Genomic DNA, 26,085 nt, shown 5'->3' with positions numbered 1-26,085 from the left:
ACTTGCAGCAAAACCAACGGGCGGATCTTCCGCCCGTTGACTTTTCCAGCGCATTGGCAGTCACTTGCCGCACAAGATGGGCGGAGGCGGGCATGCGTTCTTTCTGGACTGCCGTTGTTGTTGCTTTTGTTTCACTGTTTTCCATTGCTGCAGTGGGCGCTGAAGAGCGCTGGCTGACCTTGCCGGAACCGGCCGCCATGCCGGCCTCCACCGAAACCGGCTATGCCAAGGTCAACGGCATCGACATGTATTATGCCGTGTACGGCTCGGGCGACCCGGTGCTGCTGATCCATGGCGGCCTCGGCCATGCCGACATCTGGGCAGGCCAGGTGGCCGAGTTCTCCAAGACCCACAAGGTGATCGTCGCCGACAGCCGCGGCCATGGCCGCTCGACACGCACCACCGAGCCCTTCGGCTATGAGTTGATGGCCTCAGATTATCTTGCGCTGCTCGACCATCTCAAGATCGACAAGACCGCGATCGTCGGGTGGAGCGACGGCGGCATCATTGGTATCGACATCGCCATGAAGCACCCGGAGCGCCTGACGCGGCTCTACGCACATGCTGCCAACGTCACCACCGATGGTGTCGATCCCGGTGTCGAGAGCAACAAGACCTTCGGCGCCTATATCGAGCGCTCCGGCAGGGACTATGCCAGGATGTCCAAGACGCCGACCGAATACGACGCCTTCGTCGGCCAGATCAGCGAGATGTGGAAGACGCAGCCGAATTGGACCAAGGAACAGCTGGCGACGATAACGGCGCCGACGGCCATCGTTCTCGGCGACCATGACGAGGCGGTGACGCGCAAGCACACCGAATACATGGCCTCGATCATTCCCGGCGCCGAGCTGATCATCCTGCCCAACGCCAGCCACTTCGCCATGCTGCAGGCACCGGACGAGTACAACAGATCGGTGCTGGAGTTCATCGACGGGAAGTAGACTTTCAACCGCAGCGCCCGTTCTGCCTTTGCAGGCGACCGCAACAAGCGATCGCCATCGGCCGCTGCGCCGGCTCGCCGCCGTTCGTCGCATCGACCATGCCCTTCATTGCCCCCAAGCGGAACAAATCGTGTATGGAAGGCCAAGGCCGCTGACTCGCGGCGCGATGAAATGGCGGACAGCATGGCAATCAAGTTCACAGAAAAGGCGGCCCCGGCCGCAGCAAAACCCACGCCTGCAAAGGCGGCCTTGCCGGCCGCAGTACCGCAGGAAGCGGCAAATGTCGCGACGAAGGAGGCGGGCAAGAAGCCAGCCAGAAAGACGCCCCGCAAGTCGGTGAAAAAGGATGCTGCAGCGGTGTCCCCGCTGCTCGATTTCAACGGAACGAAGTAGCCACAAGCGCTTCCCGGAACACCGGACGCATAAGGCAAGCACCTGCTGGAGTTGATCGTTCCCACGCGGCGGGACGCGATCCAGACCCAAGCTGGATGGCGCGGCAGCCCCCATTCAGGACACCAATTGCCCGTCACGGTCCGGTGGCGGCACAAGGCCAGTTGACGGAATCGCCTGCGCAGTTGAAATGCGAGCCAAGCGGACGTGGCGAAACTGGTAGACGCAAGAGACTTAAAATCTCTCAGCCTCGGCTATGCGGGTTCGATCCCCGCCGTCCGCACCAAACATCGCTCCATTGCCCAGCGCACGCGAATCGAGCCTCGATCGCGAGGCATATCCGCCCACATATTAGCGTGACATAATTGCCACGCTCACACTCTTTCGTCACCGCACAACCACACCGGAAAATTGCGGATTGTTTCAGAGTGAAATACAACTTCACCGCGTGGGGGCGTTGTGAGTGGGGAGCCGAGTACATGCACTACAATTGGGAACGTGCGCCATACTTCTGGGAAAAACACCGTAGCGCCTGCCTTGGACTTGCCGCCGCCGTTTGCGGCGCCTGGGTCGTGTTTTCCATCGTCCCTCTCTGAACCGGACCAGATAGCACCGTCCAAAACGCCGTTTGACGGCATGCAACCATTTGCGCCCGGCAACGTTTGAGCGGGCATGGTCGCATATGAATCCATTGCGCGCTGTGTATCTGTTGCGCCTCCGCGCCAGACGACCGGCCGTTGTCGCCTGACAGCAAGCACCGTTGCGCCCGGCACTGGGTCGCCTACCGCTCACCGTATTTGCCATGCCCACCGGATAGGCCGGGACGGTCGTGAGGCTCTTCTCACTGTCGCGCGCGGACACTCGCGGCAGCACGGCCCCTTGAGGCGCTGATGCACAACGACAACCCACCCAACGAGGAAACCCATGGCCAAGCTCGTCTATGAGATCGTCCAGCACGATGGTGGCTGGGCCTACAAGGTCAACGACACCTTTTCCGAGACCTTCCCCACCCACAATCACGCCCTGCAGGCCGCCGAGACTGCGGCAGCCGAACAGCGCGTCGCCGGCTCGACCGACGGCATCCAGTACGAGGATGCGGAGGGCCGCTGGCACGACGAACTCGCCAAAGGCGACGACAGGCCGGACACCGAAGTCTCCGACTAGCCGTTTGCAACGAACTGCCTGAACCTTTTGCCATGTCAGCGATACTCACCGGCATCCGGCGAGACGCCGGTTGCTCGGCGGAGGCCGAACAGTGTCGCTCATGTCAGTATTTGCAGGCAAACCAGCATTTTCAACCAAGGCGGCGCTCTCGGCCGCAGTGCTTGCCACCGTTGCGGCAACGCTATCCATCGGCGTCGCGACACCGGCGCAGGCGCAATATGCGAAGGCACCGTTCACGGCCTGTCGCGTACCTACAGCCTGGCCCGCGGCACCGGCTTCGTTGCCGTGCGCGCCGGCCCGAGCGCCACGGCGCCCATGATCCATCAGTTGTTCAACGGCGACACCGTCGAGATCACTGACAGGCGCGGCAGCTGGTACTTCGTCGGCGTCGACGGTTTTGAAGGCTGGGCCCACCGCAGATGGATGAGCAATTCCTGCGGCTACTGACCTTCGGCCCGTTCCGAGGCGAATGCCTTGGCAGCAATGCGCCGGATCATCGCCGCCACCCGTTGCGGCACGACGAATTGCGGCATGTGGCCGAGGCCTTCGACCAGGTCGAGCTCCAAGCCCTTGATCCTGCCGATCAGGGGTTCACCGTGCAGCCGGTAGTCGAGCACACGGTCGGCGGTGCCGAACATCACCGCGACCGGCAGGTCGAGCTCGCCATAACGCGCCTCGATGGCGCCGAGATTAAGCTCGATCGCCACCATGTCGGCTGAGGACGCGTAGAAATGGCTCGGCCGCAGCCCGGCAAAACCGCCGCCTGACGTGCCATAATCCTTCGGTGCCGCCTGCGGCGAAAACAGGAAGGCCAAGGTCTGCGGCGCGTATTTCAGGCTCGTCGGTATGGCAATCGTCTCCGCCACCAGACGGCGCTTCAGCCGCGACTTGATGTAGAGCGAGCGGAATTCCGGCCGCAGTTCGTTCTCCAGATGTGTCAGCGGCGACAGCAGCACCAGACCCGACACCGCCTGCGGATGGTTTTGCGCCAGCGTGAATGCGACCGCACCGCCAAGCGAATGGCCGACGACAAGCGGCCGCTCCAGCCCAAGTCTTTCGATGAAGCGCGCGACCAGTTCGGCCTGCTCGACCAGGCTGCCGGAAAAGCCGGCCGGCCGGATGGAATAGCCCGAGCCCGGCCGATCGAGTGCGATGCATCTGAATTCGGCGAGTTCGGGAAACAGCGGATGGCGGAAATGGTGCAGTTGCGCGCCGAGGCCGTGGATGAACAGGATCGGCCGGCCCTGCCCTTCGTCGGCATAATGAATGTTGTGGCGGCCCAGTTGCAGGAACTTGCCGCTGGCCGGCACGGCGCGTTCTGCCTGTGCCGATATCCTGCGTGTCGCCAGCACGAAATAGCCGCCGACAAGGGCAATGGCTAGGAAGGCGATGCTGGCCACCCAGCCGAGAATCGTCGTCGCCATCGAACCTCCTGGAAGCAATGCCGGCAGTCTAGCCGCTCAGGAGCGCGGGCTCAAACACACCAATGCAAAACGGGCGGCCCAGCGGCCGCCCGTTCACAAAAATCATAACGATCCGAAGCTGTTAAGCAAGTTCGTTGTTAAGCAACGTCCCTGTTATGCAACTTCCTTCACGGCGTTCGAACCCTTGCCATGCAGGCGGATGGCGATCTCGGCCACGCGCTTGCCCTGGAAGTGGGCGCCTTCGAGTTCCTGTGCCGAAGGCTGGCGCGAACCGTCGCCGTCCGAGGTGGTGGTCATGCCGTAAGGTGCGCCGCCACGGACGACGTCATTGCCCATCTGGCCCTGGTAGGCATAGGACAGCGGAACGATGACCATGCCGTGGTGCTGCAGGTGGATCTGGGCGTTGATGAGCGCCAGTTCGGCGCCGCCATGCTGGGTCGCGGTCGACACCATCACCGAGCCGACCTTGTCGAGCAGCGCGCCCTTGGCCCAGAGCGGGCCGGTCTGGTCGAGGAAGTTCTTCATCTGCGAGGCCATTGTGCCGTAGCGGGTGGCGGTGCCGATGATGATGCCGTCATAGTCGGCCAGTTCAAGCGGGTCGGCGATCGGCGCTTCCTGATCGAGCTTGTAGTAGGCGGCCTTGGCGACTGCCTCGGGCACAAGCTCGGGAACACGCTTGATGGTCACGTCGGCGCCGGCGGCGCGGGCTCCTTCGGCAGCGGCCTTGGCCATCTGCTCCATGTGGCCCCAGCTCGAATAGTAGAGAACAAGAATCTTAGCCATTTCAAACTCCAGCGGGAAAATCTCGTTGCGCCGTCTTGGGTCGGCGTCTGGGGAGAGATGTAATCCAATGCGCGTTCAATGAAAGCGTGCCAATACGTGACGCATCGTTCACCAAACAGCGACCATTGCCCGCTTGTGCTCTCGGCTGTATCTCACTGTTGCCTTTGAACGGAGCATTCGACATGGCCGACATCGTCACCGCAGCAATGGTCGTCATCGGCGACGAGATCCTGTCCGGCCGCACCAAGGACAAGAATATCGGCCACCTCGCCGACATGATGACCGCCGCCGGCATCGACCTCCGGGAAGTGCGCGTTGTAGCCGACGACGAGGACGAGATCGTCGCCGCGGTCAATGCGGTGCGCGCCCGCTACGACTACGTCTTCACCACGGGCGGCATCGGACCGACGCATGACGACATCACCGCCGACTCGATCTCCAAGGCATTCGGCGTGCCCTGCGAATACGAGCCGCGCGCCTATGCCATGCTGGAGGCCAACTACGCCTCGCGCGGCCTCGAATTCTCCGAAGCGCGCAAGCGCATGGCGCGCACCCCGCGCGGCGCCGAGCTGATCGAGAACCCGGTCTCGGTGGCGCCCGGCTTCCGCATCGGCAACGTCCACGTCATGGCCGGCGTACCGTCGATTTTCCAGGCGATGCTTGACAATGTCATGCCCACCCTCAGGACCGGCGCCAAGCTGCTGTCGACGACGGTGCAGTGTCCCTATGGCGAAGGCACCATAGGCGGCCCGCTCGGCGAGATCCAGAAGGCGCATCCCGACACCATTATCGGCTCCTACCCGAAATATCTTGACGGCAGCTTCTGGACCGAACTCGTCGTGCGCTCCCGCTCCGAGCAGGCCATGGACGCCGCCCGTATCGCCATCGAGGCCATGCTCGCCGACATCGCAGCTGCTGCCAAAGCCGCCACAACGACTTGATCCCAAACACTTGATCCAGGTCACATGGGAACAAGTAGCCCCATGATAGTGTTTCTTTGCTGAGCAGATTTCTGCGCACAAAGGAGGGTTCCATGCCGTTCAAGACAATCGTTGCCATCATCCAGAGCGAACGCGACGTTAGCCGCGTTCTCGACGTGGCGATCCCGTTTGCCGACCGGCACGAAAGCCACCTGATCGGCGTCCACGCCGAGGCGCTGGCCATGCCCTACACGACGGCTGTCGGATTTCCCGACACCGAATTCATCCAGGCCAATGCCGACCTGTGCAAGGAGCGCGCCGAAAAGGTGCAGAAGGCATTCCTGTCGCGCATCGAGACGTCGGGCGTGTCGTTCGAATGGCGCAGTTTCGAGAGCTTTTCCGGCGACAGCGCGCTGTCGGGGGTCGAAAGCGCACGTTGCGCCGACATCGTCATCGTCGCCCAGGCATCTCCGGATGCGAAGGACTCTGTTGCCGCCGATATAGACTCTTTGATCTACGAGGCAGGCCGGCCGGTGCTTGTCGTGCCGCATGCCGCGCCGCTGATCTCGACATTCCGCCGCATTCTGATCGCTTGGAACGGCAGCCGCGAAGCCACCCGCGCTGCCTTTGACGCCCTGCCCTTCATCATCGAGGCCGACGCCACCGAAATCCTGGTCATCGATCCGGTCGAAACAGCAGCCCAGAGCATGGACGCGGCAGGTGCGGAGATCGCCTCCGCCTTTGCCCGCCATGGCGCCAAAGTGTCGGTCAGTGTTCAGGAATCGCGCGGCCACACGGTCGATGCCGTCATCCACAACAAGGTTGTCGAAACCGGCGCGGACCTCCTGGTGATGGGCGCCTACAGCCATTCCTGGATCCGCGAATTCCTGTTCGGCGGCGTCACCCGCAACGTCCTGCAGGCCGGCGACACGGCTATCCTGCTGTCGCGGTAAGATTACCGCACAACTCCTGCCGCCCCGCCCTTGCCAAGGACGGGGCTTTCCGGCTAATTCCGCCTGCATTCCCATATTTCCGCGCCATATGGCGCGCCGAGCCGGAGTGCGCGTCAAATGTCCCTTCCCGAAAAAGCCTTTCCCGTATCCTGGGACCAGTTCCATCGCGACGCGCGTGCGCTCGCGTGGCGTCTCGCCGGCGTCAACCCGCAGTGGAAGGCGATCGTCTGCATCACCCGCGGCGGCCTGGTGCCCGCGGCCATCATCTCACGCGAACTCGGCATCCGCCTGATCGAGACGATCTGCATCGCCTCCTATCACGACTACACCTCGCAGGGTCAGCTGCAGGTGCTGAAGGAGATCACGCCCTCGCTGCTCGAAGGCGAAGGCGAGAACGTGCTGATCGTCGACGACCTGACCGACACCGGCAAGACCGCCGCGATCGTGCGCGCGATGATGCCCAAGGCGCATTTCGCCACCGTCTACGCCAAGCCCAAAGGCCGGCCGCTGGTCGACACCTTCGTGACCGAGGTGTCGCAGGACACCTGGATCTATTTCCCCTGGGATCTCGGCTTCACCTACCAGAAGCCCATCGCCGAAGACCACATGGGCTGAGCCGCGACGCCTGTCTCCGAAGTCTCGAGCGGCCCGGCCGTTAGAGCGCCGCGCGTCCTGTTCGGACGCGCAAAGGACGCTCTGACTATCCAGGGTTCGCATCGTGTTTTCCGAAAATCGATTGCGATTTTCGGGCCGATGCGTGCCGGGCGCCTTCATTATCAATCTATTTACTTTTGTTACGGAGGATTAACCGTACAATTCGTTACGCGGCATATGAGTCTTCTGGCTGGGTGGGACTGCCGATGCTTATGAAGCCAAGCTACCACAATCACCTTCTTGAGCGGATTCGCCGCCTGTTCGGCGCGACGCCGTGCCGAATGCAGGTCGCCGCCCTGCCCTGGCACCGCACTGCAACCGGCATCGAGGTCATGCTCATCACCAGCCGCGACACCGGACGCTGGGTGCTGCCCAAGGGCTGGCCGGAACCGTCCGAACGGCTGTGCGAGACCGCAGCGCGCGAGGCGAGCGAAGAAGCCGGCCTCAGCGGATCGGTCGACACCCACGAAGCCGGCCGCTATTTCTATCTCAAGGAGCTTTCCAACGGCGAGCAGGTCGCCTGCGAGGTGCTCGTCTATCCGCTCGAGGTGCGCAAGGTCGCCGAGAAGTGGAAGGAGCGGCGCCAGCGCACGCGCAAGTGGGTCTCGCCCAGTGAAGCCGCGCGCATGGTGAACGAACCCGATCTTTGCCGGCTGATCTCGTCCTTCGGTGCCGCGCACGGAAAATTCGCCGCCTGAAACGGGCTTGCGCCCGCGCAGTCCAGGGTTCGCGGCCCGCCCTGACCGCCCTTTCGCCGGCTTCGTTCACGCGGCCGGTTCTCCCCGTTATCCACACAAGTGACACACAAGATGTTGGGGTCACAAAAACTGCACAAACGACTTCTTGACGTTAACGGCCGAGTCGCTTTTTATGACTCAAGCGCGCTTGTTGAGCACGTGACCGGAAAGTTCTGAGGCCGGTCCTTTTCTCCAGATTTAGTGAGTTCCCGCTCGCATTTGCACCCCCACAGACGGGGTGGTTTCGCGCGCGGTTCCGGGGTGTCCAAGAGGTTTGCGGGTAAAAATTGGGGACTGGCGGAAATCTTCTGTTAACACTATATTTAGTGTTTGCAGGCAGTCTGAACGCTAGATAGTGTGAGTTGTCCCTCCATGAGGGAATCGCAATCAAAGTTTCAGTTCGACGGGCCCGGTGCGGGCCGCAGGCTTGAGGAAAGCAGTCTCCGCAAGGAGATTCTCCAGCCAGGCGGCGGCTAGTCCGGGAAAAGGCAACCGGCTGTCCAGGCAGCCGGATCAACGGGCTTGCGTCTTTCGCATCAGCAACGGGAAATCTCCCGCGAAAGACGCTATATATAGACAAAAGGAAATCGACCGATGCGCATCGAGCGGCGTTTCACCAAGGATGGACAATCGGCCTATGCGGAGATCGAATTCCGCAAGGCCCTATCCGAGATCAAGAACCCCGACGGTTCGGTGGTGTTCCGCCTCGACAACATCGACGTGCCGGCGCAGTTCAGCCAGGTCGCTGCCGACATCCTGGCGCAGAAATATTTCCGCAAGGCCGGGGTGCCCGCCCGCCTGAAGAAGGTCGAGGAGAACGACGTCCCCTCCTTCCTGTGGCGCTCGATCCCCGACGAAGCCGAACTGGAAAAGCTGCCCGAGAACGAACGCTATGGCTCCGAGACCGACGCCCGTCAGGTCTTTGACCGCCTCGCCGGCACCTGGACCTACTGGGGCTGGAAGGGTGGCTATTTCAAGTCCGAAGGCGACGCCCGCGCCTTCAAGGACGAACTGGCCTACATGCTCGCCACCCAGCGCGTCGCACCGAACTCGCCGCAGTGGTTCAACACCGGCCTGCACTGGGCCTATGGCATTGACGGTCCCGGCCAGGGCCACTTCTATGTCGACCCCTTCACCGGCAAGCTGACCAAGTCGAAGTCGTCCTACGAACATCCGCAGCCGCATGCCTGCTTCATCCAGGGCGTCCAGGACGACCTCGTCAACGAGGGTGGCATCATGGACCTGTGGGTGCGTGAGGCACGGCTGTTCAAATATGGCTCGGGCACCGGCTCCAACTTCTCGATGCTGCGCGGCGAAGGCGAAAAGCTGTCCGGTGGCGGCCGTTCGTCGGGCCTGATGAGCTTCCTTAAGATCGGCGATCGTGCCGCCGGCGCCATCAAGTCAGGCGGCACCACCCGCCGCGCCGCCAAGATGGTCGTCGTCGACGCCGACCACCCCGACATCGAGGCCTATATCGACTGGAAGGTGAAGGAAGAGCAGAAGGTCGCAGCACTCGTCACCGGCTCCAAGATCGTCAAGCAGCACCTCGCCAAGATCATGGCTGCCTGCGTCAACTGCGAAGGCCAGGATGACGATTGCTTCGATCCGGCGATCAACACCGCGCTCAAGCGCGAGATCAAGGCCGCCAAGAAGAACGCGGTGCCGGAAAACTACATCTACCGCGTCATCCAGTTCGCCAAGCAGGGCTACACCTCGATCGAGTTCAAGACCTACGACACCGACTGGGATTCGGAAGCCTACCTCACCGTTTCGGGCCAGAACTCCAACAACTCGGTCTCGCTCAAGGACGACTTCCTGCGCGCCGTGGAAACCGATGGCGACTGGCACCTGACCGCCCGCAAGGACGGCAAGGTGATGAAGACGCTCAAGGCGCGCGACCTGTGGGAAAAGATCGGCTACGCCGCCTGGGCTTCGGCCGATCCGGGCCTGCACTTCAACACCACGATGAACGACTGGCACACCAGCCCGGCTGCCGGCCCGATCCGCGGCTCCAATCCGTGCTCGGAATACATGTTCCTCGACGATACCGCCTGCAACCTGGCGTCGATCAACCTTTTGCCCTACCGCAACGCCGACGGCAGCATCGACATCGCCGCCTACGAGCACACCGTGCGGCTGTGGACCATGGTGCTCGAAATCTCGGTCATGATGGCGCAGTTCCCGTCCAAGGAAATCGCCAAGCTGTCCTACGAGTACCGTACGCTTGGTCTGGGCTATGCCAATATCGGCGGCCTGCTGATGACCTCGGGCATTCCGTATGACAGCGACGAAGGCCGCGCCATCGGCGCAGCTCTGACCGCGATCATGACCGGCATTGCCTATGCCACCTCGGCCGAGATGGCCTCCGAGCTCGGCGCCTTTGCCGATTACGACCGCAACGCCGACAACATGCTGCGTGTCATGCGCAACCACCGCCGCGCCGCCTATGGCGACAAGGACGGCTACGAGAAGCTGTCGGTCAATCCGGTGCCGCTGGTGGCAAGCGACGTCAAGCAGCAGGAGCTGGTCAGCCACGCCCGCGCTGCCTGGGACCTCGCCATCGAGCTGGGCGAAAAGCACGGCTACCGCAACGCCCAGGCAACCGTGATCGCGCCGACCGGCACGATCGGCCTTGTCATGGATTGCGACACCACAGGCATCGAACCTGACTTCGCACTGGTCAAGTTCAAGAAGCTCGCCGGCGGCGGCTACTTCAAGATCATCAACCGTGCAGTACCCGAGGCGCTGCGCACGCTCGGCTACACCGAGGCCCAGATCGCCGAGATCGAGGCCTATGCCGTCGGCCACGGCAATCTCAACCAGGCACCCGGCATCAACCCCGGCTCGTTGAAGGCCAAGGGCTTCACCGACGAGAAGATCGAAGCGCTGAATGCGGCGCTGAAGAGCGCCTTCGACATCAAGTTCGTGTTCAACCAGTGGACGCTGGGTGCCGACTGGGTGAAGGAGACTTTTGGCTTCACCGACGCGCAGCTCAACGATTTCTCGTTCGAAATCCTGCCGGCCATCGGCTTCTCCAGGAAGGACATCGAAGCCGCCAACATCCATGTCTGCGGTGCGATGACCCTCGAGGGAGCGCCCTTCCTGAAAGAAGAGCACCTTGCCGTGTTCGACTGCGCCAATCCCTGCGGCAAGATCGGCAAGCGTTATCTCTCGGTCGACAGCCACATCCGCATGATGGCGGCAGCCCAGCCCTTCATCTCGGGCGCCATCTCCAAGACCATCAACATGCCCAACGAGGCGACGGTCGAGGACTGCAAGAGCGCCTACATGCTGTCATGGAAGCTGGCGCTGAAGGCCAACGCGCTCTACCGCGACGGCTCGAAGCTGTCGCAGCCGCTAAATGCCTCGCTGATCGCTGACGAGGACGAGGATGAAGACGAGGTCGTCGAGGCGCTGATCGCAGCACCTGCCGCCGCCAAGGCGGTACAGGTCACCGAAAAGATCGTCGAGCGCGTCATCGAGCGTCTCTACCGCGACCGCGAGAAGCTGCCGAACCGCCGCAAGGGCTACACCCAGAAGGCTGTCGTCGGCGGCCACAAGGTCTATCTGCGCACCGGCGAGTTCGACGACGGCCGCTTGGGCGAAATCTTCATCGACATGCACAAGGAAGGCGCTGCCTTCCGTGCGATGATGAACAACTTCGCCATCGCGATCTCGCTCGGCCTGCAGTACGGCGTGCCGCTCGATGAATATGTCGAAGCCTTCACCTTTACCAAGTTCGAGCCGGCCGGCATGGTCATCGGCAACGATGCCATCAAGAACGCCACCTCTATCCTCGACTACGTCTTCCGCGAGCTCGCCGTCAGCTACCTCGGCCGCCACGACCTCGCCCATGTCGACCAGTCGGACTTCGACAAGACCGCACTTGGCAAGGGCATCACCGAAGGCAAGGCCCTGCCCTTCTCCAAGGGCCTGACCCGCGGTGCCTCGCCGCTCAAGGTCGTCTCGGCCGGCGCCGGCAACGACCCCAAGGGTTCGGCCACCACCGCCCCGGCGCGCGCGACACCGGTGACCGCCTTCTCCGGCTCCAACGTGCTGTCGCTGTCGCCAAAGGCTGCGATCTCGGCTGAGGAATCGACCGCCTACAAGCGCGACTATGAGGAGCGCGCCAAGGAACTGGCCGAGGAAATCACCGTTGAGGAGACGGAGGAAACGGTGACGACGTCGCTGTTCACCGACGCCGCCGCCCAGGAAGCCTCCGACGCCAAGAAAGTCGCCGCCGACCGCCGCGCCAAGTCGATGCTGCAGGGCTACACCGGCAACTCCTGCTCCGAGTGCCAGAACTTCACCATGGTCCGAAACGGCACCTGCGAAAAGTGCGATACCTGCGGCGCGACATCAGGGTGCAGCTGAGGCTGGCCAGCAGTGGGCGGACACCCAAAGTTGTGTGCCTGAAAGCCAATGTTGTGTTCCTGGAGCGGCGAAACGGCCGCTCCTCGATGAGAAGTGAGGGAAGCAGCGAAGAGTGCGCAGCTTGAGGATGCACGGAGAGCTGCCTCTTGGGCGGCCACCCAAAGTTGAAAATACCCTGACGCGTCACCGTATCTTGCTCAGCGTCAAGATAGATGGCTCATCCGACACTCAAAGTTGGCTCGCCTAGATCGATAGGGAAAAAAGCCCGGACATATAGATATCCGGGCTTTCGCTTTCTGGCTCTCTGTCCCTGGTTAAGGGCGTGAAGGCAAAATCTCGCGGGCACTCGCGCCCCCACGGAACGGTACATGTGATTGCCTCTGTGATCGGCATTCGCTCGATTGGTCCAGCATGTCACATGCTGTCTGACGCATCTCCTCGCTTGTTTGTTCGCATGGATCCGCATTTCAACAAACCTGGATATCGAGCTTGTTCAGGGCTTGCATAAGCTGGAGCTTCGGCAGTTTGGTGAGATCTTTTGCGACCTCTTTCACCAGTGTGGAAACCAGAACTCCGGGTAGGTTCTGACGCAGTGTCCCGAGCATGCGTGGCTCGGCGACGATCGCAAGATGATCGAATTCATGGTCGGCGTAGCGCCGTCCCAATTCTTCAATGAGCGTAATCGCGAACTGCACCTCTTGCTCTTGGACTGGGTCAGACGCGTACTCCATCGCGGAGCGCCGTCTTCCCTTGGACGCAAAGCTGCGTCCGGGTCTGTCCGACATGATCTCGCGCAGTGTTTTGTGATTCACCTCGAAAACCAGATCGTCCAACAAGGCTGCGTCCTCGTTGTCGCCCTCCATTTGACGAATGATGCGAGCACGAGCACCATCCGCTACCAAAATCCACGTTTTCTTGCGTTTCATGGCGCATTCCTTTCGAAGTGGTTCTTGATGGTCGCAAGAGAATAAGTCGGTGCTCGCCACCTCGCTTTGACCGGGGTCAAGGCGCGCATGGAACAAAGTCCGTTTTCTGAAGGCGGGCGAAGCAACCGGGCGAGCGAACCTCCCTTCTGGCAGCGGCATAAGACCTAGCAGGAGCAAATGCTGTGCGGCTGGCACGATACATATACAGCCTTGTTGCTATCGGTGCGGTGGCAGGAGCTGCCGCCTGGTATTTCTGGAGCCCCCCAAGCGTGTCGGTTGCGACGATGTCGCGCGGAGACGCGGCCGAAATCGTCTATGCAAGCGGTACAGTCGAACCACGGACCTGGGCGAAAGTGGCCCCGGTGGTTCGCGAACGTATCGTCGAACAATGCAACTGCGAAGGGTCCCGGGTCTCACAAGGCGACGTTCTGGCTCGTCTGGATGATAGCGAAGAGCGCGCGGCACTGGCCGAACTTGAGGCACGACGCTCGCTGGCCCAAGAGGATTTTCGGCGCTTGTCCGTACTTGCCGAACGGAACGCGGCCAGCCGACAAGCGCTCGATCGCTCCCAAAGCGAGCTTCTGCAAATTGAAGCCCTGGTCGCTGGGCGGAAAGCCCGGCTCGAGACTTATGTTCTGCGAGCGCCCAGTCCGGGGATCGTTCTCAGGCAAGATGGTGAAGTGGGCGAGGTCGCCGAGCTAGGTACGGTTTTGTTTTGGGTCGGGGAGCCAAAACCACTGCTCGTGGTCGCAGATGTCAACGAAGAGGACATTCCCCGCGTCGAAGTTGGTCAACGCGCCCTTCTTAGAGCCGATGCCTTTCCGAAGCAAAAACTCGAGGCTCAAGTCGACAGCATTACGCCAAAAGGCGATCCGGCGACGAAGACCTATCGCGTCCGCTTTCGGCTGCCCGATGAAACACCGCTGCGCATCGGGATGTCGACAGACATCAACATCGTCGTCCAAGTCTCGAAGAATGCCCTGCTCATTCCCTCTGCTGCGGTTGACCAGAACCATGTCTTCGTTGTCGAGGACGGCAGGTCGCGACGGCGCGATATTCGTATCGGCATCCGCGGCACGGGCAGCACCGAGGTTCTGGCTGGCCTCGACGAAAAGGCCCTCGTCGTCACTCCCTATCCTGCCGACCTCGCCGACGGTAGCCGTGTGATCATCTCAGGCCCAGAGGAGTAGATCATGCCCCTCATTCTCGACATTGCGGTCACGCATATCGCCGGACGCGGGCGACAGACAGTTGTGGCCATCCTGGGTGTTGCTGTTGGCGTGGGCTTCTCAATTGCCATGGCCGCATTGATGCAGGGTGGGCAGGACGATTTCGTTAGGCAGCTCATCAACACCATGCCTCACGTTGCCATCACCGACGAAATGCGCACAGCACCCCGGCAGCCTGCGGAGGACGTTTTTGCCACTGCCGCCATTTCCGGGCTGAGGCCACGTGATGATCGGCGTGGGATCATCAATCCGACGGCTGCAGCAGCCTGGCTCGACACCTGGGTTCCCGGTCGCTTCTCAACGAGCCTGAAGACACAAGGTGTTATCCGCTATTCCAATCGAGAAGCTGGCGCGGCGGTCATCGGGATCGATCCGATGCGAGAATCCGCTGTTTCGCCGATCATCGAGGAGTTCGTTGAAGGCAGCTTCGCAGCGCTCGCGGCGGGCGGCAACAACGTGGTGATCGGAGACACCATGGCTTCCCGGCTAGGTGCCAGCTTTGGAGACACGATAACGGCCGTTTCCTCAGACGGGCTTACCCGCGCGTTCAGAATTGTGGGCCTGTTCCATACCGGGACAACGATTCGTGACGAAGGCGAGGCCTACGTTCTGCTGAAGAATGCTCAAATCCTGTCAGCGCGCCCGAACGCCATCAACGAGATACGAATTAAGCTCGACAATCCGGACAGCGCACCTGCGGTGGCGCACCGGGCTGAGACTGAGCTTGGCTACAAGGCTGTTGCTTGGCAGGAAGCGAACGAATCCATCCTCGAGGCCCTCGTTGTCCGCAACGTCATCATGTACACGGTGGTAGGTGCGATCATGCTGGTCGCCGGATTCGGCATCTACAACATCATCTCCACCATCACGCATGAGAAGGCGCGTGACATCGCCATCATGAAGTCGCTCGGCTTCCCCGAAGCCGACATGCGTCGCATGTTCCTGATGGAAGGCTTGGCAATCGGCGCTGCCGGCTGCGCGTTCGGTTGGCTCCTCGGCCTTGCAATGACCTACGCTCTATCGCAGGTTCGCTTCGAAATCGCCGCGACCGGTCAGGAAATGACCCGGCTGCCAATCACTTGGAGCATTCTGCACTATTTGATGTCACGCTGAGCATTGGCGAAAAGGAATTCGTGGCCGTTACTGGACCGTCTGGGTCCGGTAAGTCTTCTCTGCTCTACTTGCTCGGGCTCCTTGACAGCCCCACCAGTGGCACACTGAAGATCGGTGGACGCGACACCGGACCCATGGACGAGAAGGAGCGCTCCCGGACACGGCTTTCGATGATGGGTATCGTCTTCCAGTTCCATTTTCTCCTGCCAGAGTTCACCGCGCGAGAGAACGTGGAGATTCCAATGCGCAAGCTGCGCCGCCTCGAACGAAGCCAGATACGCGAGCGGGCCAGCGAGTTGCTCATATCCCTGGGGCTTGCCGAGCATCTCGACAAACGGCCTGACCAACTGTCGGGCGGCCAGCGACAACGGGTCGCCGTGGCGCGATCGCTCGCAAACGACCCGCCGATCATCCTTGCCGATGAACCGACGGGAAGCCTGGATAGCAAAAGCTCCGAGCAAGTTTTCGAGATACTCCAAAACCTCGTGCGCGAACGCGGCAAGTCCATCGTGGCGGTTACGCACGACCTCGAAATGGCAGCCCGCATGGATCGCCGCATCCATCTTGTCGACGGCAAGATCGCTGAAGTGGTCCCAGGCTAGCTTGGCTTATCGTGGCGATGCGCCCGCCCCGGGACGATTGCCTCCAAGGACACGACAATGAAGAACAAGGCATTTCTCCATCGTTTTGGTTTTGCCATTCAGGGACTGCAAGACGGCTGGCGACGTGAGCGCAGTTTCCGCACTCAAGCGCTGATTGGCCTGATCGTTGTCCTGGGCGCTGCCCTGCTCGGCATTTCTGGTATCTGGCTGGCCGTCATTGGGCTGGCGATTGCCGTTGTGCTGGCCGCGGAACTGTTCAACTCGGCTCTTGAGGCCCTCGTCGATCATCTGCATCCGGAAGTACATCCGGAGATTCGCGTTGTTAAGGACATGGCGGCTGCCGGGCGTGTTGCTCGTCTGCCTTGGCGCGCTGACGGTCGGTTTGCTGTTCTTGGCGGCACACAGCTAAGCCATCCAGGCGTAACCAATAGCAGGCGGTCACGCAGTCTCCCCTCTCCCAACCGGAAGAGTGCACTCCAACTCGACATACAATTGACATGGCTCAACGCATGCTGAGTCACATTGACTACGCTCTCGAAGACATTTCCACCTTGGAAAGGAACGCGGAATGCAGAGCGCCAAGAAATCACTCGCCGAAATCGACGACGCATTCGTCGATTCCGAAGAACTCCATCTGCTCCATCGGTATTGGCAGGCGGCGAACTATCTGTCGGTCGGGCAGATTTATCTGCTGGACAACCCTCTGCTGCGGGAACCGCTGAAGCCCGAGCACATCAAGCCACGCCTGCTTGGCCACTGGGGCACCACACCCGGACTCAACTTCATCTACGCACATCTGAACCGCCTCATCAGGAACCGCGACCTCGACATGATCTATGTCTGCGGGCCAGGCCATGGCGGACCGGGAATGGTGGCCAATACATATCTCGAGGGCAGCTATTCCGAGATTTACCCCGAGATCGGCCGCGACACCGACGGCATGCGCGCGCTCTTCCGGCAGTTTTCCTTCCCCGGCGGCATCCCCAGCCACGCCGCGCCTGAAACCCCCGGCTCCATCCACGAAGGCGGAGAGCTGGGCTATGCACTGGTTCATGCGTATGGGGCCGCCTTCGACAATCCCGATCTAGTCGTAGCCTGCGTGATAGGCGACGGCGAAGCTGAGACTGGCACGCTTGCAGCCTCATGGCACTCGAACAAGTTCTTGAGCCCTGTCCATGACGGCGCCGTCCTGCCGATCCTGCACCTCAATGGCTACAAGATCGCCAATCCGACGGTGCTTGCCCGCATCGACAAGTCCGAGCTGCATGACCTTCTGACAGGTTACGGGCACGAACCCATCTTCGTCGAGGGTGAGGACCCTGTCGAAATGCATGGAAAGATGGCCATGGCGCTCGACACTGCATGTGATCGCATCGAGGCGATCCAGACGGCAGCAAGGCGGGAGGGTCGCGCCGAACGCCCCCGCTGGCCGATGATCGTATTGCGCAGTCCCAAGGGCTGGACTGGTCCCAAAGAGATAGACGGCAAGAAGACCGAAGGGTTCTGGCGGTCTCATCAGGTCCCGATCACTGATCCACGCCAAAACGAGGAGCATCTTCACATCCTGGAACAATGGATGCGGAGCTATGACCCCGACAATCTATTCGACGATCAGGGAAGGCTGCGCGCGGAGCTGGCGGCGTTGGCTCCTAAGGGGATCAGAAGGATGGGAGCCAATCCGCACGCCAACGGCGGTGGCCTGAAGCGCGACCTGGCTATGCCCGACTTCAGGTCATTTGCAATCGATGTGCCATCACCCGGCTCCGTCAACGGGGAAGCGACGCGGACGATGGGTCGGATGCTCAGGGAAATCGTTGAGCTGAACGCTGGGGCCCGGAACTTTCGGATCATGGGGCCTGACGAGACTGCTTCCAATCGGCTTGATCCGGTGTTCGCATCCACCGACCGGGTGTGGATGGCCGACATCGAGCCTTATGACGAGCACCTTGCTCGCGACGGGCGCGTCATGGAGGTCTTGAGCGAAAATCTCTGCCAGGGCTGGCTGGAGGGCTATCTGCTCACAGGACGACATGGGTTGTTCTCCTGTTACGAAGCCTTCATCCACATCGTCGATTCCATGTTCAACCAGCACGCCAAATGGCTCAAGGTTTCGAGGGAACTGCCTTGGCGGCAACCGATCGCTTCACTGAACTATCTTCTGACGTCGCACGTCTGGCGACAGGATCACAACGGCTTCAGCCATCAGGATCCGGGCTTCGTTGACCTCGTTGCCAACAAGAAGGCGGACATAGTGCGTATCTATCTGCCGCCCGATGCCAACACCCTGCTCTGGGCAACTGACCATTGCCTGCGCACTTTTAACCGGATCAATGTGATCGTGGCTGGAAAGCAGCCCCAGCAACAATGGCTGAACATGGCCGACGCGATCGCCCACTGCCAAGCTGGAGCAGGCATCTGGCATTGGGCCGGCTCCGAAGACGACAGCGGCCCCGATGTTGTGATGGCCTGCGCCGGCGATGTACCCACGCTAGAGACACTTGCCGCGGTGGGCCTGCTGCGGGAAGCCCTGCCAGACCTGAAGATTCGTGTCGTCAACGTCGTGGATCTCATGACGTTGCAGTCGGCTAGCCAGCATCCCCACGGCCTCACAGATGCAGCTTTTGACGCATTGTTCACTGCGGACCGACCGGTCGTCTTCGCCTATCACGGCTACCCTTATCTGATCCATCGGTTGACCTATCGCCGCAACAACCACGAGAACATCCACGTTCGCGGCTTCCAAGAAGAAGGTACCACCACTACGCCTTTCGACATGACCGTGCTCAACAAGATGGACCGCTATCATCTCGCCATCGAAGCTATCGACCGCGTCCGCAACCTTGGGCCCAAGGCTGCAGAAGCGCGGGCCTATTTCGAGAACTGTCTCTCACAACACTGGCATTACGTCCGAGATCATGGAGAAGACATGCCCGAGGTGCGCAACTGGTCATGGCGGGGCTGAGAAAGGAAGAACCACATGGCTCTTCTGGCGCTGAACGCAGGATCTTCCAGCTTGAAATTCGGGCTGTTCACGCAGTCGCCTGCTGGCCCGGAGCAGTTGTTACGCGGCGTGTTCGATGGCCTTGGCGGATCTCCCCGTTTTTCGGCAAAGCACTCGTCGGGCCAAATTCTCGCCGACGGCCGACCTGTTGCCGCGAGATCAACGGTGTTGTTGCTGGAGGGACTTATCGAGTTTCTCCAGCCGTTCTTGGACGGCCGGCCGCTGGAGCTGGTCGGCCACCGCATAGTTCATGGCGGAAGCCGCTTTGTGACACCAACTCGCCTGTCGACGGACGTTATCGCCGCACTTGACGAACTCACCCCCATCGCCCCGTTGCACCAGCCCGCGAGCCTCGCGCCCGTCAGGGCGTTGGCTGAGCTACAGCCGGGCCTCGTGCAGATTGGCTGTTTCGACACGGCTTTTCATTCCTCGATGCGGCCGCCCGCCAGCCGATATGCGCTTCCCCGTCAGTTAGAAAGCGATGGCGTGCGTCGCTACGGCTTTCACGGCTTGTCCTATGAATATGTTTCCCACCATCTGGGCGAGATCTCACCTCGGCTTTTGCAGCAGAGGACTATTGTTGCCCATCTGGGCAGCGGCTGCAGTCTTTGCGCCATGGTCGACGGGAAGAGCCAGGACACGACCATGGGTTTCACCGCACTGGATGGGGTGATGATGGCCACACGCTGTGGTTCGATTGATCCCGGCATCCTGCTCTATCTGCAAAAAGCGCAAGGGCTGGGGGTCACCGAGGTCGAGGACCTGCTGTATCGTCGATCGGGCCTACTCGGCGTGTCGGGCATATCGGGCGACATGCGCGCCCTGCTTTCCAGCAGCGATCCACGGGCGACCGAGGCCATCGACTTGTTCGTGTTCAGCATTTCACGGGCCATTGCGGCTCTTGCCAGTTCGATCGAAGGCATCGAGCTTCTGGTTTTCACTGGAGGGGTCGGCGAACACGCAACAGAAATACGGCAGGCGATTTGCCGGCGACTCCAGTGGTTGGGGGTCAAACTCGATCCATCGCGCGACGGCGACGTGATCAGCCATCCCGACAGCAAGGTGGAGGTTCGTGTGATTGCCACGAACGAGGAACTGTCCATTGCCAGACAGATGTCCAAGTTTCAGTCCTGAAAGGTCGGTGCCCCGCGCAACCCTGCAGATCATTTGGCTTCCCACCCTGTTGACCCAAGTCAAAGCGTTGCCGTTGATGCGTTTCTAGGATTGAAGCGAACCGCTGCTGCGGCTCCGGGACATTCGGGCGGGGACAGCCAATGAAGTATCGCGAAGTTCAGGAACGCCTGCGTGCGGTGGGCGTAGCAATCAGCAAGCGAGGCGGCGTCATCCGGGTCAATTATTTCGGTGGCTTCGAAGGAAGCGCGAAATACACAACTGACCTGCAAGAGGCGCTGGCCCTCGGACTTGCGATGGCCAGGCCGGAGCATCTGCCCAAGATTTGGCTGTCAGTTCGACCAACCAACTAGTCCCGCAGCCGAGCGTTCCAGACCGTCTCGCTCGATGCCTCACGATCGTTCGGTTGTCAGGGCTCGGCGCAACCGACGAATGACAGCAGACCGTTGGGGGCCACCGGTAATCCGACAGGCTCCGGCCGGCGAGGATAACCTCGCCAAGAGCCTAATGCGACTGCAACGAAGCCGAGCCAATCCGCCTTTCATATAGAATCTTCAGGCCAAGCAAACCGGCAACTACGGCAAACACAAGGAACCACGCCAAATCGCCGAGGATGTCGGCAACAGCCAGAATGCTGCGACTGAAAAGTATTCCCAACCCAACATACTGGAACACCCAGACAGCTTCGCCGAAGACACCCCAGACGGTAAAGCGTGACCAAGGATAGGCCATCATACCGGCAACAATGTTGACTCCCGGACCGAGCGGGCTAAGCAGCCACCTGGTAAGGAAGACACTGATTGCACCCCATCGGACAGTTACTGTCCGCGCATGGCTAAGAGTGTCGGCCATATGCAGCCTGTCGGCTAGCCTTTCGGCCAGCCCCTCGCTTCCCAGGCGGCCAATCAGGTAGCCCACCTGATCACCCAACACAGCGCCGGCAATCCCCCACGCGAAGATGGAGACCAAATCCAACTGGTCGCGCGCCACCAGCGAACCGGCCACGAGCAGGGCGAGCGACGAAGGAAGCGGTACGCCGAGGCTACCGAGAGCAAGGATGGCGAACAACGCAAAGGCACCATAGTCCGCGAGAAAAGCCATCGCCGCATCGCTCATGGGCCTAGCTGCCGCTCATTCTATCGGACAGACCGCCGTTCGATTGCTGCCGGCTCCTGCCTATGCTCGCTTCGATGGTGGATTTGAGCGCCTCAAACGAAACGCCCTTGGCCGATGCTATGTCGCCAAGGGTCCGCCTGTCCGAAACACCTGTCGGAAGATCAAGCGCACTGAACAGCGCTTTCGGCTCCAGATTGTAGGAGTGGGCCACATAGCCCACTGTCATCCATGGTTCGATCGGCTCGTCGCGGTGCGATGACCAATAGACCGCATGGACGGTCAGGCGAATCGCGAAGAACCCACTGGCAACAAGTGCGGTGACGAACGCAGCCAGCAGGATCAGATTTGCCAGGCGGCCCGGTATCTTGTTCGAGCGGATGCGCATTACCCTGCCCGACCTTGCATGTCTGTTGGAGTTCTTTCAGCGGGACTTGCCAGGGTCATTTGTTCATTTCTCATCTACGTCCTCAGCACCCTGTAGATCGCCGGGATGACGAGCACCGTGAGCAATGTCGACGAAGCAAGACCGAACAGCAGAGAGATGGCGAGCCCTTGGAAGATCGGATCCGACAGAATTACCGCCGCGCCAATCATGGCTGCGAGCGCGGTGAGTAGGATCGGTTTGAAACGAATTGAACCAGCTTCAATCAGTATCTCGGTCAGAGGCAGTTCGCCGGTGTTGGCATGACGGATAAAATCGACAAGCAAGATTGAGTTACGCACGATGATGCCGGCGAGCGCGATGAACCCGATCATAGAGGGCGCCGAGAACGGCGCGGAAAGCAGCCAATGGCCACCCAGTATGCCGATGAAGGTCAGCGGTATCGGTGTCAGGATCACAAGCGGCAGCTTGAAGGAGCCGAACTGCGCAACGACCAAAATGTATATGGCAAGCAGCGCGACCACAAATGCTGCGCCCATGTCGCGGAAGGTCACCCAGGTAACCTCCCATTCGCCATCCCAAAGGAGCGTCGAGGAACCCTCATCCTGCGGTTGGCCATGCAGCGAGATGACGGGCTTCGGAAGCCCCGTCCAGTCCTGCACATCGATGGCCTCCCGCACCGCAAGCATGCCGTAAAGGGGGGCTTCGAACGTTCCAGCGAGTTCAGCCGTTACCATTTCGGCAGCGCGGCCATTGTGCCTGAATACCGGAAACGACGCACGCTCTTCGGCGACCCGCACAACGTCGCCGAGTTCGACAACGCCGCGATCGCCCGGCAGTACGTTGGCTGGAAGCGGCGTCGCCAAGAACTGCTCGTCGACAACCCTATCGCCCTTCGGCCGTTCGATGCGGATGGGGATTGGTTGCCGGCCGCCTCCGCGATGGGAATAGCCGACCGTCGTGCCGCCGTTAAGGATTGCGATCGTGTCGAAGACGTCGCTCTCTTCGACATGGAAGAACTCTGCGTCGTCGGTTGAAATCCGCATACGCAGGCGACGCGCGGGCTGCCCATAGGAATTGTCGATGTCGACGATGAATGGAACCGACCGAAAGGCCATCTCGACCTTCTCCGCGACTTTTCGCCGGGTCTCGCCATCGGGTCCGTAGACTTCTGCCAGAAGCGTTGCCATGACGGGTGGCCCAGGCGGCGGTTCGACGACCTTTAGGCTGGTGCCCGACGGCATGGACACGGCCTTGATGCGCTCTCGAATCTCGAGCGCCATCTGATGGCTGGAGCGGATGCGCTCCGCTTTGGGCAGAAGGTTTATGGCGACATCGCCCTGTTGCGGCTCCGTCCGATAGAAGGAATGGCGCACCAGGCCGTTGAAATTGAAAGGTGCCGCAGCCCCGGCATGCGTCTGGACCGACATCACCTCCTCCAGAGCCAGAACTATGCGCGCGACCTCCTGCGCAACCCCGTCGGTTGCTTCGACGGAGGAGCCCTCGGGCAGGTCGATCGTGACCGATAGCTCTGACTTGTTGTCGAAGGGAAGCAGCTTGACGGTCACATCCCTGGTGTAGAACAACGCAAGGGAACCGAGGGTAAGAATGCCGACTGCAAGCAGAAACGACCAACTTGCGATTTTCGACGACAGGATCGGACGCGCCACGGCGGCATAGGTGCGGCCGAGCAGCCCGCCATGCCCCTGGTGGTGACTGATCGGGGTTGCCCTACCGGCGATCCTGAGCATCAACCAAGGTGTTACCGTGACAGCGACGAAGAACGAAAAGATCATCGCTGCCGACGCATTTGCAGGAATCGGGCTCATATAGGGTCCCATCATCCCCGACACGAAAAGCATCGGCAGAAGCGCAGCGACGACGGTAAGTGTCGCAACGATGGTCGGATTGCCGACCTCCGCAACCGCCTCAATTGCAGCATCCTTGCGTTCGCGGCCGTCGCCCATGCCCCAGTGGCGCGCGATGTTTTCGATGACGACGATTGCGTCGTCGACGAGAATGCCGATCGAGAAGATGAGGGCAAAAAGCGATATGCGGTTGAGCGTATAGCCCATCCACCACGAAGCGAAGAGGGTAAGCAGGATCGTTACGGGAATAACGACAGCGACGACTACGGCTTCACGCCACCCGATGGCCAGCCAGACAAGAAGGATGATCGAGACCGTGGCGAGCCCGAGATGATAAAGCAGCTCGTTCGCCTTTTCGTTGGCGGTCTCGCCATAATTGCGCGTGACTCCGACCGACACCTCGCCCGAAATGAGGCTTCCTTTGAGCATTTCGACACGGTGCAGGATCGATTCCGCAACTGTCACCGCATTCGAACCCGCACGTTTGGCAATGGCCAGCGTGACCGAAGGAACGCGCGAAACTCCATTTTTCGATCGTAGGACCGTCGATACCAGAATTTCCCCCGTGTCGGTTGCGAAGGCAACGTCGGCCACGTCACGGACATAGACTGGACGGTTATCACGCGTCGTCACCAACAGATTGCCGATCTGGTTTGGTGAACTCAGCGTCTCGCCCGCAATGACGGCGATCTGCTCACCATCATCCCTGGCCCCGCCAGCAGGAAAAGCCTTGTTGGCTCCGGAAACCTTGGCGGCAAGCTGCTGCAGCGTGACGCCGTAGAGAGCGAGCTTTTCGGGACGCGGCGCCACCCGTATGATCTCTGCCGTTTCGCCGACGAGATAAGTCAGGCCGACATCGTCGATCTTGGCAATCTCGGTGCGCAATTCGCGTGCGATGCGCGTCAAATCATTCGCCGTTATGCGATCGGCCATATTTGGGTTGGGCGAAAGCGTCAGCGTGACGATCGCAACATCGTCAATGCCGCGGCCGACGATGCGCGGTTCGGGGACGCCGAACGGGATGCGGTCCAAGTTCGCGCGGACCTTGTCATGGACACGCAAGACCGCGGCGTCGGATGACGTTCCGACGATGAAGCGTGCGGTTACCATCACTTGATCGTCGCCAGTTTGCGAATAGACGTGCTCCACGCCATCTATTCCTTTGACGATCATTTCCAACGGTTCGGTGACCAGCTTGACGGCATCATCGGCCTTCAGGCCGTCAGCGCGCACAAGGATATCAACCATCGGAACCGAAATCTGCGGCTCTTCCTCACGTGGCAATGTCAACAGAGCTATGAGTCCGAAGGCGAAGGCAGCGACCAGGAACAGCGGCGTCAGTGGCGAGGCGATGAAAGCTCGCGTCAAGCCCCCGGCAATACCAAAACTCATCGGGAGCTTCATGGCGTGATCACGACATCGCCGACGGCGAGTCCAGTCAGGACCTCGATATAGTCCCCGTCAGAACGTGCGATCCGCTCGCCCAGCACAAGCGCCCGATCAATCTCGACGCCACCAACCATGACACGGACAAAATCGATGCCCGACCGGGCTTCAACGGATGCGACCGGTACGAGCAGCGCTGAGCGCTCGCCAACCGGAACCTCGACGAGCACACGGGCACCGATAAAAGCCGTTTCCAGCTTTTCGACCTCGACGTCGGCGAGAACGCGGCCATTCTCGATCTGCGGGTAAATTTTTGCGAGACGGCCGGTCGAGTCCGCGCCGTTCGCATTGATACGGATCGAGGCCCCCTCTTTCAGCAGCGGAGCATGGCGTTCAGGCATCGCCAGGCGCAGGAAAACGCCGCCACCGCCTATCGTGGCCACCACTTCGCTGGCCATGATGACGGCGCCCCGCGTCACAGGCACGGTGAGCACGCGGCCAGCGCCGGGCGCGAATACTTCTCCCTCAGCGCCTTGCTGAACGATGACCGATCGTTGCGCCTCGCTCGCAGCCAGTTGGTTTTGTGTAACATCCGCATCGGTCCGAAGCTGGTCGAGACGCTGCGCGGTCATCACGCCCCTTTCGACCAGGGTCTGGCCGCGGGCAAACTCGGATCTTGCCGTGACAAGTTGCGCCTCAAGCGCGCGAATTTGCGCGTCGATCGCGGCGATCTGGAAAGCGATCTTGTCATCGCGAACGGTAGCGATTTTCTGCCCGGCCTTGATATCATCGCCCTCGCTCACATTGAGCTCGACGATTACCCCACCAATGCGGGCACGCGCAGGGATCGTGTCGCGTGCCTCGACCCGACCATAGACCGCCTTCCACTCGATCACCGGGGTGGGGGCGAGCGTCACGGTTCCAGCCAATGCCGGGCCACACGCGAGCAGCCCGGCAAACAGTGTGAGGGTTCGCATTTCGGCGAACC

The 26,085-nt window shown here is 60.9% G+C and carries 22 protein-coding genes, 1 tRNA gene and 1 pseudogene; 17 read left to right on the top strand and 7 right to left on the bottom strand.

Going from position 1 to position 26,085, the window contains the following annotated elements:
- Positions 1-92: 92 nt before the first annotated feature.
- The 5 genes from H5P29_RS16965 (at position 93) to H5P29_RS32600 (ending at position 2,945) form a co-directional block, all read left to right on the top strand.
- Entirely contained in the window at positions 93-944 is an 852-nt protein-coding gene (locus tag H5P29_RS16965) for an alpha/beta fold hydrolase (RefSeq protein ID WP_067961492.1), read from the top strand.
- A 183-nt stretch (positions 945-1,127) separates the two neighbouring features.
- Positions 1,128-1,337, top strand: a complete 210-nt coding sequence (locus H5P29_RS16960) for a hypothetical protein (protein ID WP_067961490.1) — start codon at positions 1,128-1,130, stop codon at positions 1,335-1,337.
- Between the two features lie 198 nt (positions 1,338-1,535).
- Positions 1,536-1,620, top strand: a tRNA-Leu gene (locus H5P29_RS16955).
- Positions 1,621-2,258: 638 nt separating this feature from the next.
- The gene (locus H5P29_RS16950) at positions 2,259-2,498 is read left to right on the top strand and encodes a DUF2188 domain-containing protein (protein ID WP_067961488.1); all 240 of its coding nucleotides are present in this window, start codon (positions 2,259-2,261) and stop codon (positions 2,496-2,498) included.
- Between the two features lie 315 nt (positions 2,499-2,813).
- Complete coding sequence (locus H5P29_RS32600; protein WP_246670681.1) at positions 2,814-2,945, top strand: SH3 domain-containing protein; 132 nt, start codon at positions 2,814-2,816, stop codon at positions 2,943-2,945.
- On the opposite strand, the gene H5P29_RS16940 is transcribed toward H5P29_RS32600, so the two are convergent.
- Together H5P29_RS16940 and wrbA are read right to left on the bottom strand one after the other, a co-directional pair.
- The gene (locus H5P29_RS16940) at positions 2,939-3,922 is read right to left on the bottom strand and encodes an alpha/beta fold hydrolase (RefSeq protein ID WP_067961487.1); all 984 of its coding nucleotides are present in this window, start codon (positions 3,920-3,922) and stop codon (positions 2,939-2,941) included. The two genes, H5P29_RS32600 and H5P29_RS16940, sit on opposite strands and share 7 nt — an antisense overlap.
- A 153-nt stretch (positions 3,923-4,075) precedes the next feature.
- Positions 4,076-4,705 (bottom strand): NAD(P)H:quinone oxidoreductase type IV, encoded by a 630-nt coding sequence (gene wrbA, locus H5P29_RS16935; protein ID WP_067961485.1) that lies wholly within the window; start codon positions 4,703-4,705, stop codon positions 4,076-4,078.
- Between the two features lie 182 nt (positions 4,706-4,887).
- Between wrbA and H5P29_RS16930 the strand changes: the two genes are divergently transcribed.
- From H5P29_RS16930 to H5P29_RS16910, 5 genes are all read left to right on the top strand, one after another.
- Positions 4,888-5,646: a competence/damage-inducible protein A gene (locus H5P29_RS16930; RefSeq protein WP_067961483.1), complete on the top strand. Its 759-nt coding sequence runs from the start codon at positions 4,888-4,890 to the stop codon at positions 5,644-5,646.
- 92 nt (positions 5,647-5,738) lie between these two features.
- Positions 5,739-6,578, top strand: coding sequence for a universal stress protein (locus H5P29_RS16925; RefSeq protein ID WP_067961480.1), 840 nt, complete (start codon positions 5,739-5,741; stop codon positions 6,576-6,578).
- A 117-nt stretch (positions 6,579-6,695) separates the two neighbouring features.
- Positions 6,696-7,193: a xanthine phosphoribosyltransferase gene (gene gpt, locus H5P29_RS16920; RefSeq protein ID WP_055970685.1), complete on the top strand. Its 498-nt coding sequence runs from the start codon at positions 6,696-6,698 to the stop codon at positions 7,191-7,193.
- 245 nt (positions 7,194-7,438) lie between these two features.
- Positions 7,439-7,930, top strand: coding sequence for an NUDIX hydrolase (locus tag H5P29_RS16915; RefSeq protein WP_067966450.1), 492 nt, complete (start codon positions 7,439-7,441; stop codon positions 7,928-7,930).
- 633 nt (positions 7,931-8,563) lie between these two features.
- Positions 8,564-12,343, top strand: a complete 3,780-nt coding sequence (locus H5P29_RS16910; protein WP_067961478.1) for a vitamin B12-dependent ribonucleotide reductase — start codon at positions 8,564-8,566, stop codon at positions 12,341-12,343.
- Positions 12,344-12,810: 467 nt separating this feature from the next.
- Here the strand turns inward: H5P29_RS16910 and H5P29_RS16905 are convergent, their stop codons facing one another.
- On the bottom strand, positions 12,811-13,269 hold the full coding sequence (locus H5P29_RS16905) for a host attachment protein (protein ID WP_185910110.1): 459 nt from the start codon (positions 13,267-13,269) through the stop codon (positions 12,811-12,813).
- Between the two features lie 182 nt (positions 13,270-13,451).
- On the opposite strand from H5P29_RS16905, the gene H5P29_RS16900 reads away from it, so the two are divergent.
- The 7 genes and pseudogenes from H5P29_RS16900 to H5P29_RS16870 all read left to right on the top strand — a co-directional run bounded on the left by H5P29_RS16900 (position 13,452) and on the right by H5P29_RS16870 (position 20,698).
- Positions 13,452-14,459: an efflux RND transporter periplasmic adaptor subunit gene (locus H5P29_RS16900; protein WP_185910109.1), complete on the top strand. Its 1,008-nt coding sequence runs from the start codon at positions 13,452-13,454 to the stop codon at positions 14,457-14,459.
- Between the two features lie 3 nt (positions 14,460-14,462).
- Positions 14,463-15,611, top strand: a complete 1,149-nt coding sequence (locus H5P29_RS16895; RefSeq protein WP_154384023.1) for an ABC transporter permease — start codon at positions 14,463-14,465, stop codon at positions 15,609-15,611.
- Positions 15,599-16,213 (top strand): annotated as a pseudogene (locus H5P29_RS16890) (ABC transporter ATP-binding protein); the annotation flags it as partial. The gene H5P29_RS16895 and the pseudogene H5P29_RS16890, both read left to right, overlap by 13 nt.
- Before the next feature lie 57 nt (positions 16,214-16,270).
- Positions 16,271-16,729, top strand: coding sequence for a diacylglycerol kinase (locus H5P29_RS16885; RefSeq protein WP_154384021.1), 459 nt, complete (start codon positions 16,271-16,273; stop codon positions 16,727-16,729).
- Between the two features lie 52 nt (positions 16,730-16,781).
- A complete protein-coding gene (locus H5P29_RS16880; RefSeq protein WP_154384020.1) occupies positions 16,782-19,175 on the top strand; it encodes a phosphoketolase in 2,394 nt (797 codons plus the stop codon).
- A 15-nt stretch (positions 19,176-19,190) separates the two neighbouring features.
- Complete coding sequence (locus H5P29_RS16875) at positions 19,191-20,348, top strand: acetate/propionate family kinase (protein ID WP_154384019.1); 1,158 nt, start codon at positions 19,191-19,193, stop codon at positions 20,346-20,348.
- Between the two features lie 140 nt (positions 20,349-20,488).
- Positions 20,489-20,698 carry a hypothetical protein gene (locus tag H5P29_RS16870; RefSeq protein ID WP_154384018.1) on the top strand — a complete coding sequence of 70 codons (210 nt, stop codon included), beginning with the start codon at positions 20,489-20,491 and terminating at the stop codon, positions 20,696-20,698.
- A gap of 151 nt (positions 20,699-20,849) precedes the next feature.
- On the opposite strand, the gene H5P29_RS16865 is transcribed toward H5P29_RS16870, so the two are convergent.
- The 4 genes from H5P29_RS16865 to H5P29_RS16850 form a co-directional block, all read right to left on the bottom strand.
- Positions 20,850-21,461 carry a DedA family protein gene (locus H5P29_RS16865; RefSeq protein WP_154384017.1) on the bottom strand — a complete coding sequence of 204 codons (612 nt, stop codon included), beginning with the start codon at positions 21,459-21,461 and terminating at the stop codon, positions 20,850-20,852.
- A gap of 4 nt (positions 21,462-21,465) precedes the next feature.
- Entirely contained in the window at positions 21,466-21,846 is a 381-nt protein-coding gene (locus H5P29_RS16860) for a hypothetical protein (protein ID WP_154384016.1), read from the bottom strand.
- A 74-nt stretch (positions 21,847-21,920) separates the two neighbouring features.
- Entirely contained in the window at positions 21,921-25,103 is a 3,183-nt protein-coding gene (locus H5P29_RS16855) for an efflux RND transporter permease subunit (protein WP_210252493.1), read from the bottom strand.
- 8 nt (positions 25,104-25,111) lie between these two features.
- The gene (locus tag H5P29_RS16850; protein ID WP_154384014.1) at positions 25,112-26,074 is read right to left on the bottom strand and encodes an efflux RND transporter periplasmic adaptor subunit; all 963 of its coding nucleotides are present in this window, start codon (positions 26,072-26,074) and stop codon (positions 25,112-25,114) included.
- Positions 26,075-26,085 lie beyond the last annotated feature (11 nt).

The sequence above is a fragment of the Aminobacter sp. MDW-2 genome (assembly GCF_014250155.1).
Classification (GTDB): Bacteria; Pseudomonadota; Alphaproteobacteria; order Rhizobiales; family Rhizobiaceae; genus Aminobacter; species Aminobacter ciceronei.
This window is presented reverse-complemented; position numbering and strand designations above follow the sequence as displayed.

Excerpts from the sequence above, each read along its gene's own strand:
- H5P29_RS16885 (WP_154384021.1), top strand. The coding sequence starts at position 16,271 with ATGAAGAACAAGGCATTTCTCCATCGTTTTGGTTTTGCCATTCAGGGA.
- H5P29_RS16915 (WP_067966450.1), top strand. The coding sequence starts at position 7,439 with ATGCTTATGAAGCCAAGCTACCACAATCACCTTCTTGAGCGGATTCGC.
- H5P29_RS16875 (WP_154384019.1), top strand. The coding sequence starts at position 19,191 with ATGGCTCTTCTGGCGCTGAACGCAGGATCTTCCAGCTTGAAATTCGGG.
- H5P29_RS16865 (WP_154384017.1), bottom strand. The coding sequence starts at position 21,461 with ATGAGCGATGCGGCGATGGCTTTTCTCGCGGACTATGGTGCCTTTGCG.
- H5P29_RS16855 (WP_210252493.1), bottom strand. The coding sequence starts at position 25,103 with ATGAGTTTTGGTATTGCCGGGGGCTTGACGCGAGCTTTCATCGCCTCG.
- H5P29_RS16940 (WP_067961487.1), bottom strand. The coding sequence starts at position 3,922 with ATGGCGACGACGATTCTCGGCTGGGTGGCCAGCATCGCCTTCCTAGCC.
- H5P29_RS16950 (WP_067961488.1), top strand. The coding sequence starts at position 2,259 with ATGGCCAAGCTCGTCTATGAGATCGTCCAGCACGATGGTGGCTGGGCC.
- H5P29_RS16895 (WP_154384023.1), top strand. The coding sequence starts at position 14,463 with ATGCCCCTCATTCTCGACATTGCGGTCACGCATATCGCCGGACGCGGG.
- H5P29_RS16960 (WP_067961490.1), top strand. The coding sequence starts at position 1,128 with ATGGCAATCAAGTTCACAGAAAAGGCGGCCCCGGCCGCAGCAAAACCC.
- H5P29_RS16925 (WP_067961480.1), top strand. The coding sequence starts at position 5,739 with ATGCCGTTCAAGACAATCGTTGCCATCATCCAGAGCGAACGCGACGTT.
- H5P29_RS16930 (WP_067961483.1), top strand. The coding sequence starts at position 4,888 with ATGGCCGACATCGTCACCGCAGCAATGGTCGTCATCGGCGACGAGATC.
- H5P29_RS16850 (WP_154384014.1), bottom strand. The coding sequence starts at position 26,074 with ATGCGAACCCTCACACTGTTTGCCGGGCTGCTCGCGTGTGGCCCGGCA.
- H5P29_RS16880 (WP_154384020.1), top strand. The coding sequence starts at position 16,782 with ATGCAGAGCGCCAAGAAATCACTCGCCGAAATCGACGACGCATTCGTC.
- wrbA (WP_067961485.1), bottom strand. The coding sequence starts at position 4,705 with ATGGCTAAGATTCTTGTTCTCTACTATTCGAGCTGGGGCCACATGGAG.
- gpt (WP_055970685.1), top strand. The coding sequence starts at position 6,696 with ATGTCCCTTCCCGAAAAAGCCTTTCCCGTATCCTGGGACCAGTTCCAT.
- H5P29_RS16870 (WP_154384018.1), top strand. The coding sequence starts at position 20,489 with ATGAAGTATCGCGAAGTTCAGGAACGCCTGCGTGCGGTGGGCGTAGCA.
- H5P29_RS16965 (WP_067961492.1), top strand. The coding sequence starts at position 93 with ATGCGTTCTTTCTGGACTGCCGTTGTTGTTGCTTTTGTTTCACTGTTT.
- H5P29_RS16905 (WP_185910110.1), bottom strand. The coding sequence starts at position 13,269 with ATGAAACGCAAGAAAACGTGGATTTTGGTAGCGGATGGTGCTCGTGCT.
- H5P29_RS32600 (WP_246670681.1), top strand. The coding sequence starts at position 2,814 with ATGATCCATCAGTTGTTCAACGGCGACACCGTCGAGATCACTGACAGG.
- H5P29_RS16910 (WP_067961478.1), top strand. The coding sequence starts at position 8,564 with ATGCGCATCGAGCGGCGTTTCACCAAGGATGGACAATCGGCCTATGCG.
- H5P29_RS16860 (WP_154384016.1), bottom strand. The coding sequence starts at position 21,846 with ATGCGCATCCGCTCGAACAAGATACCGGGCCGCCTGGCAAATCTGATC.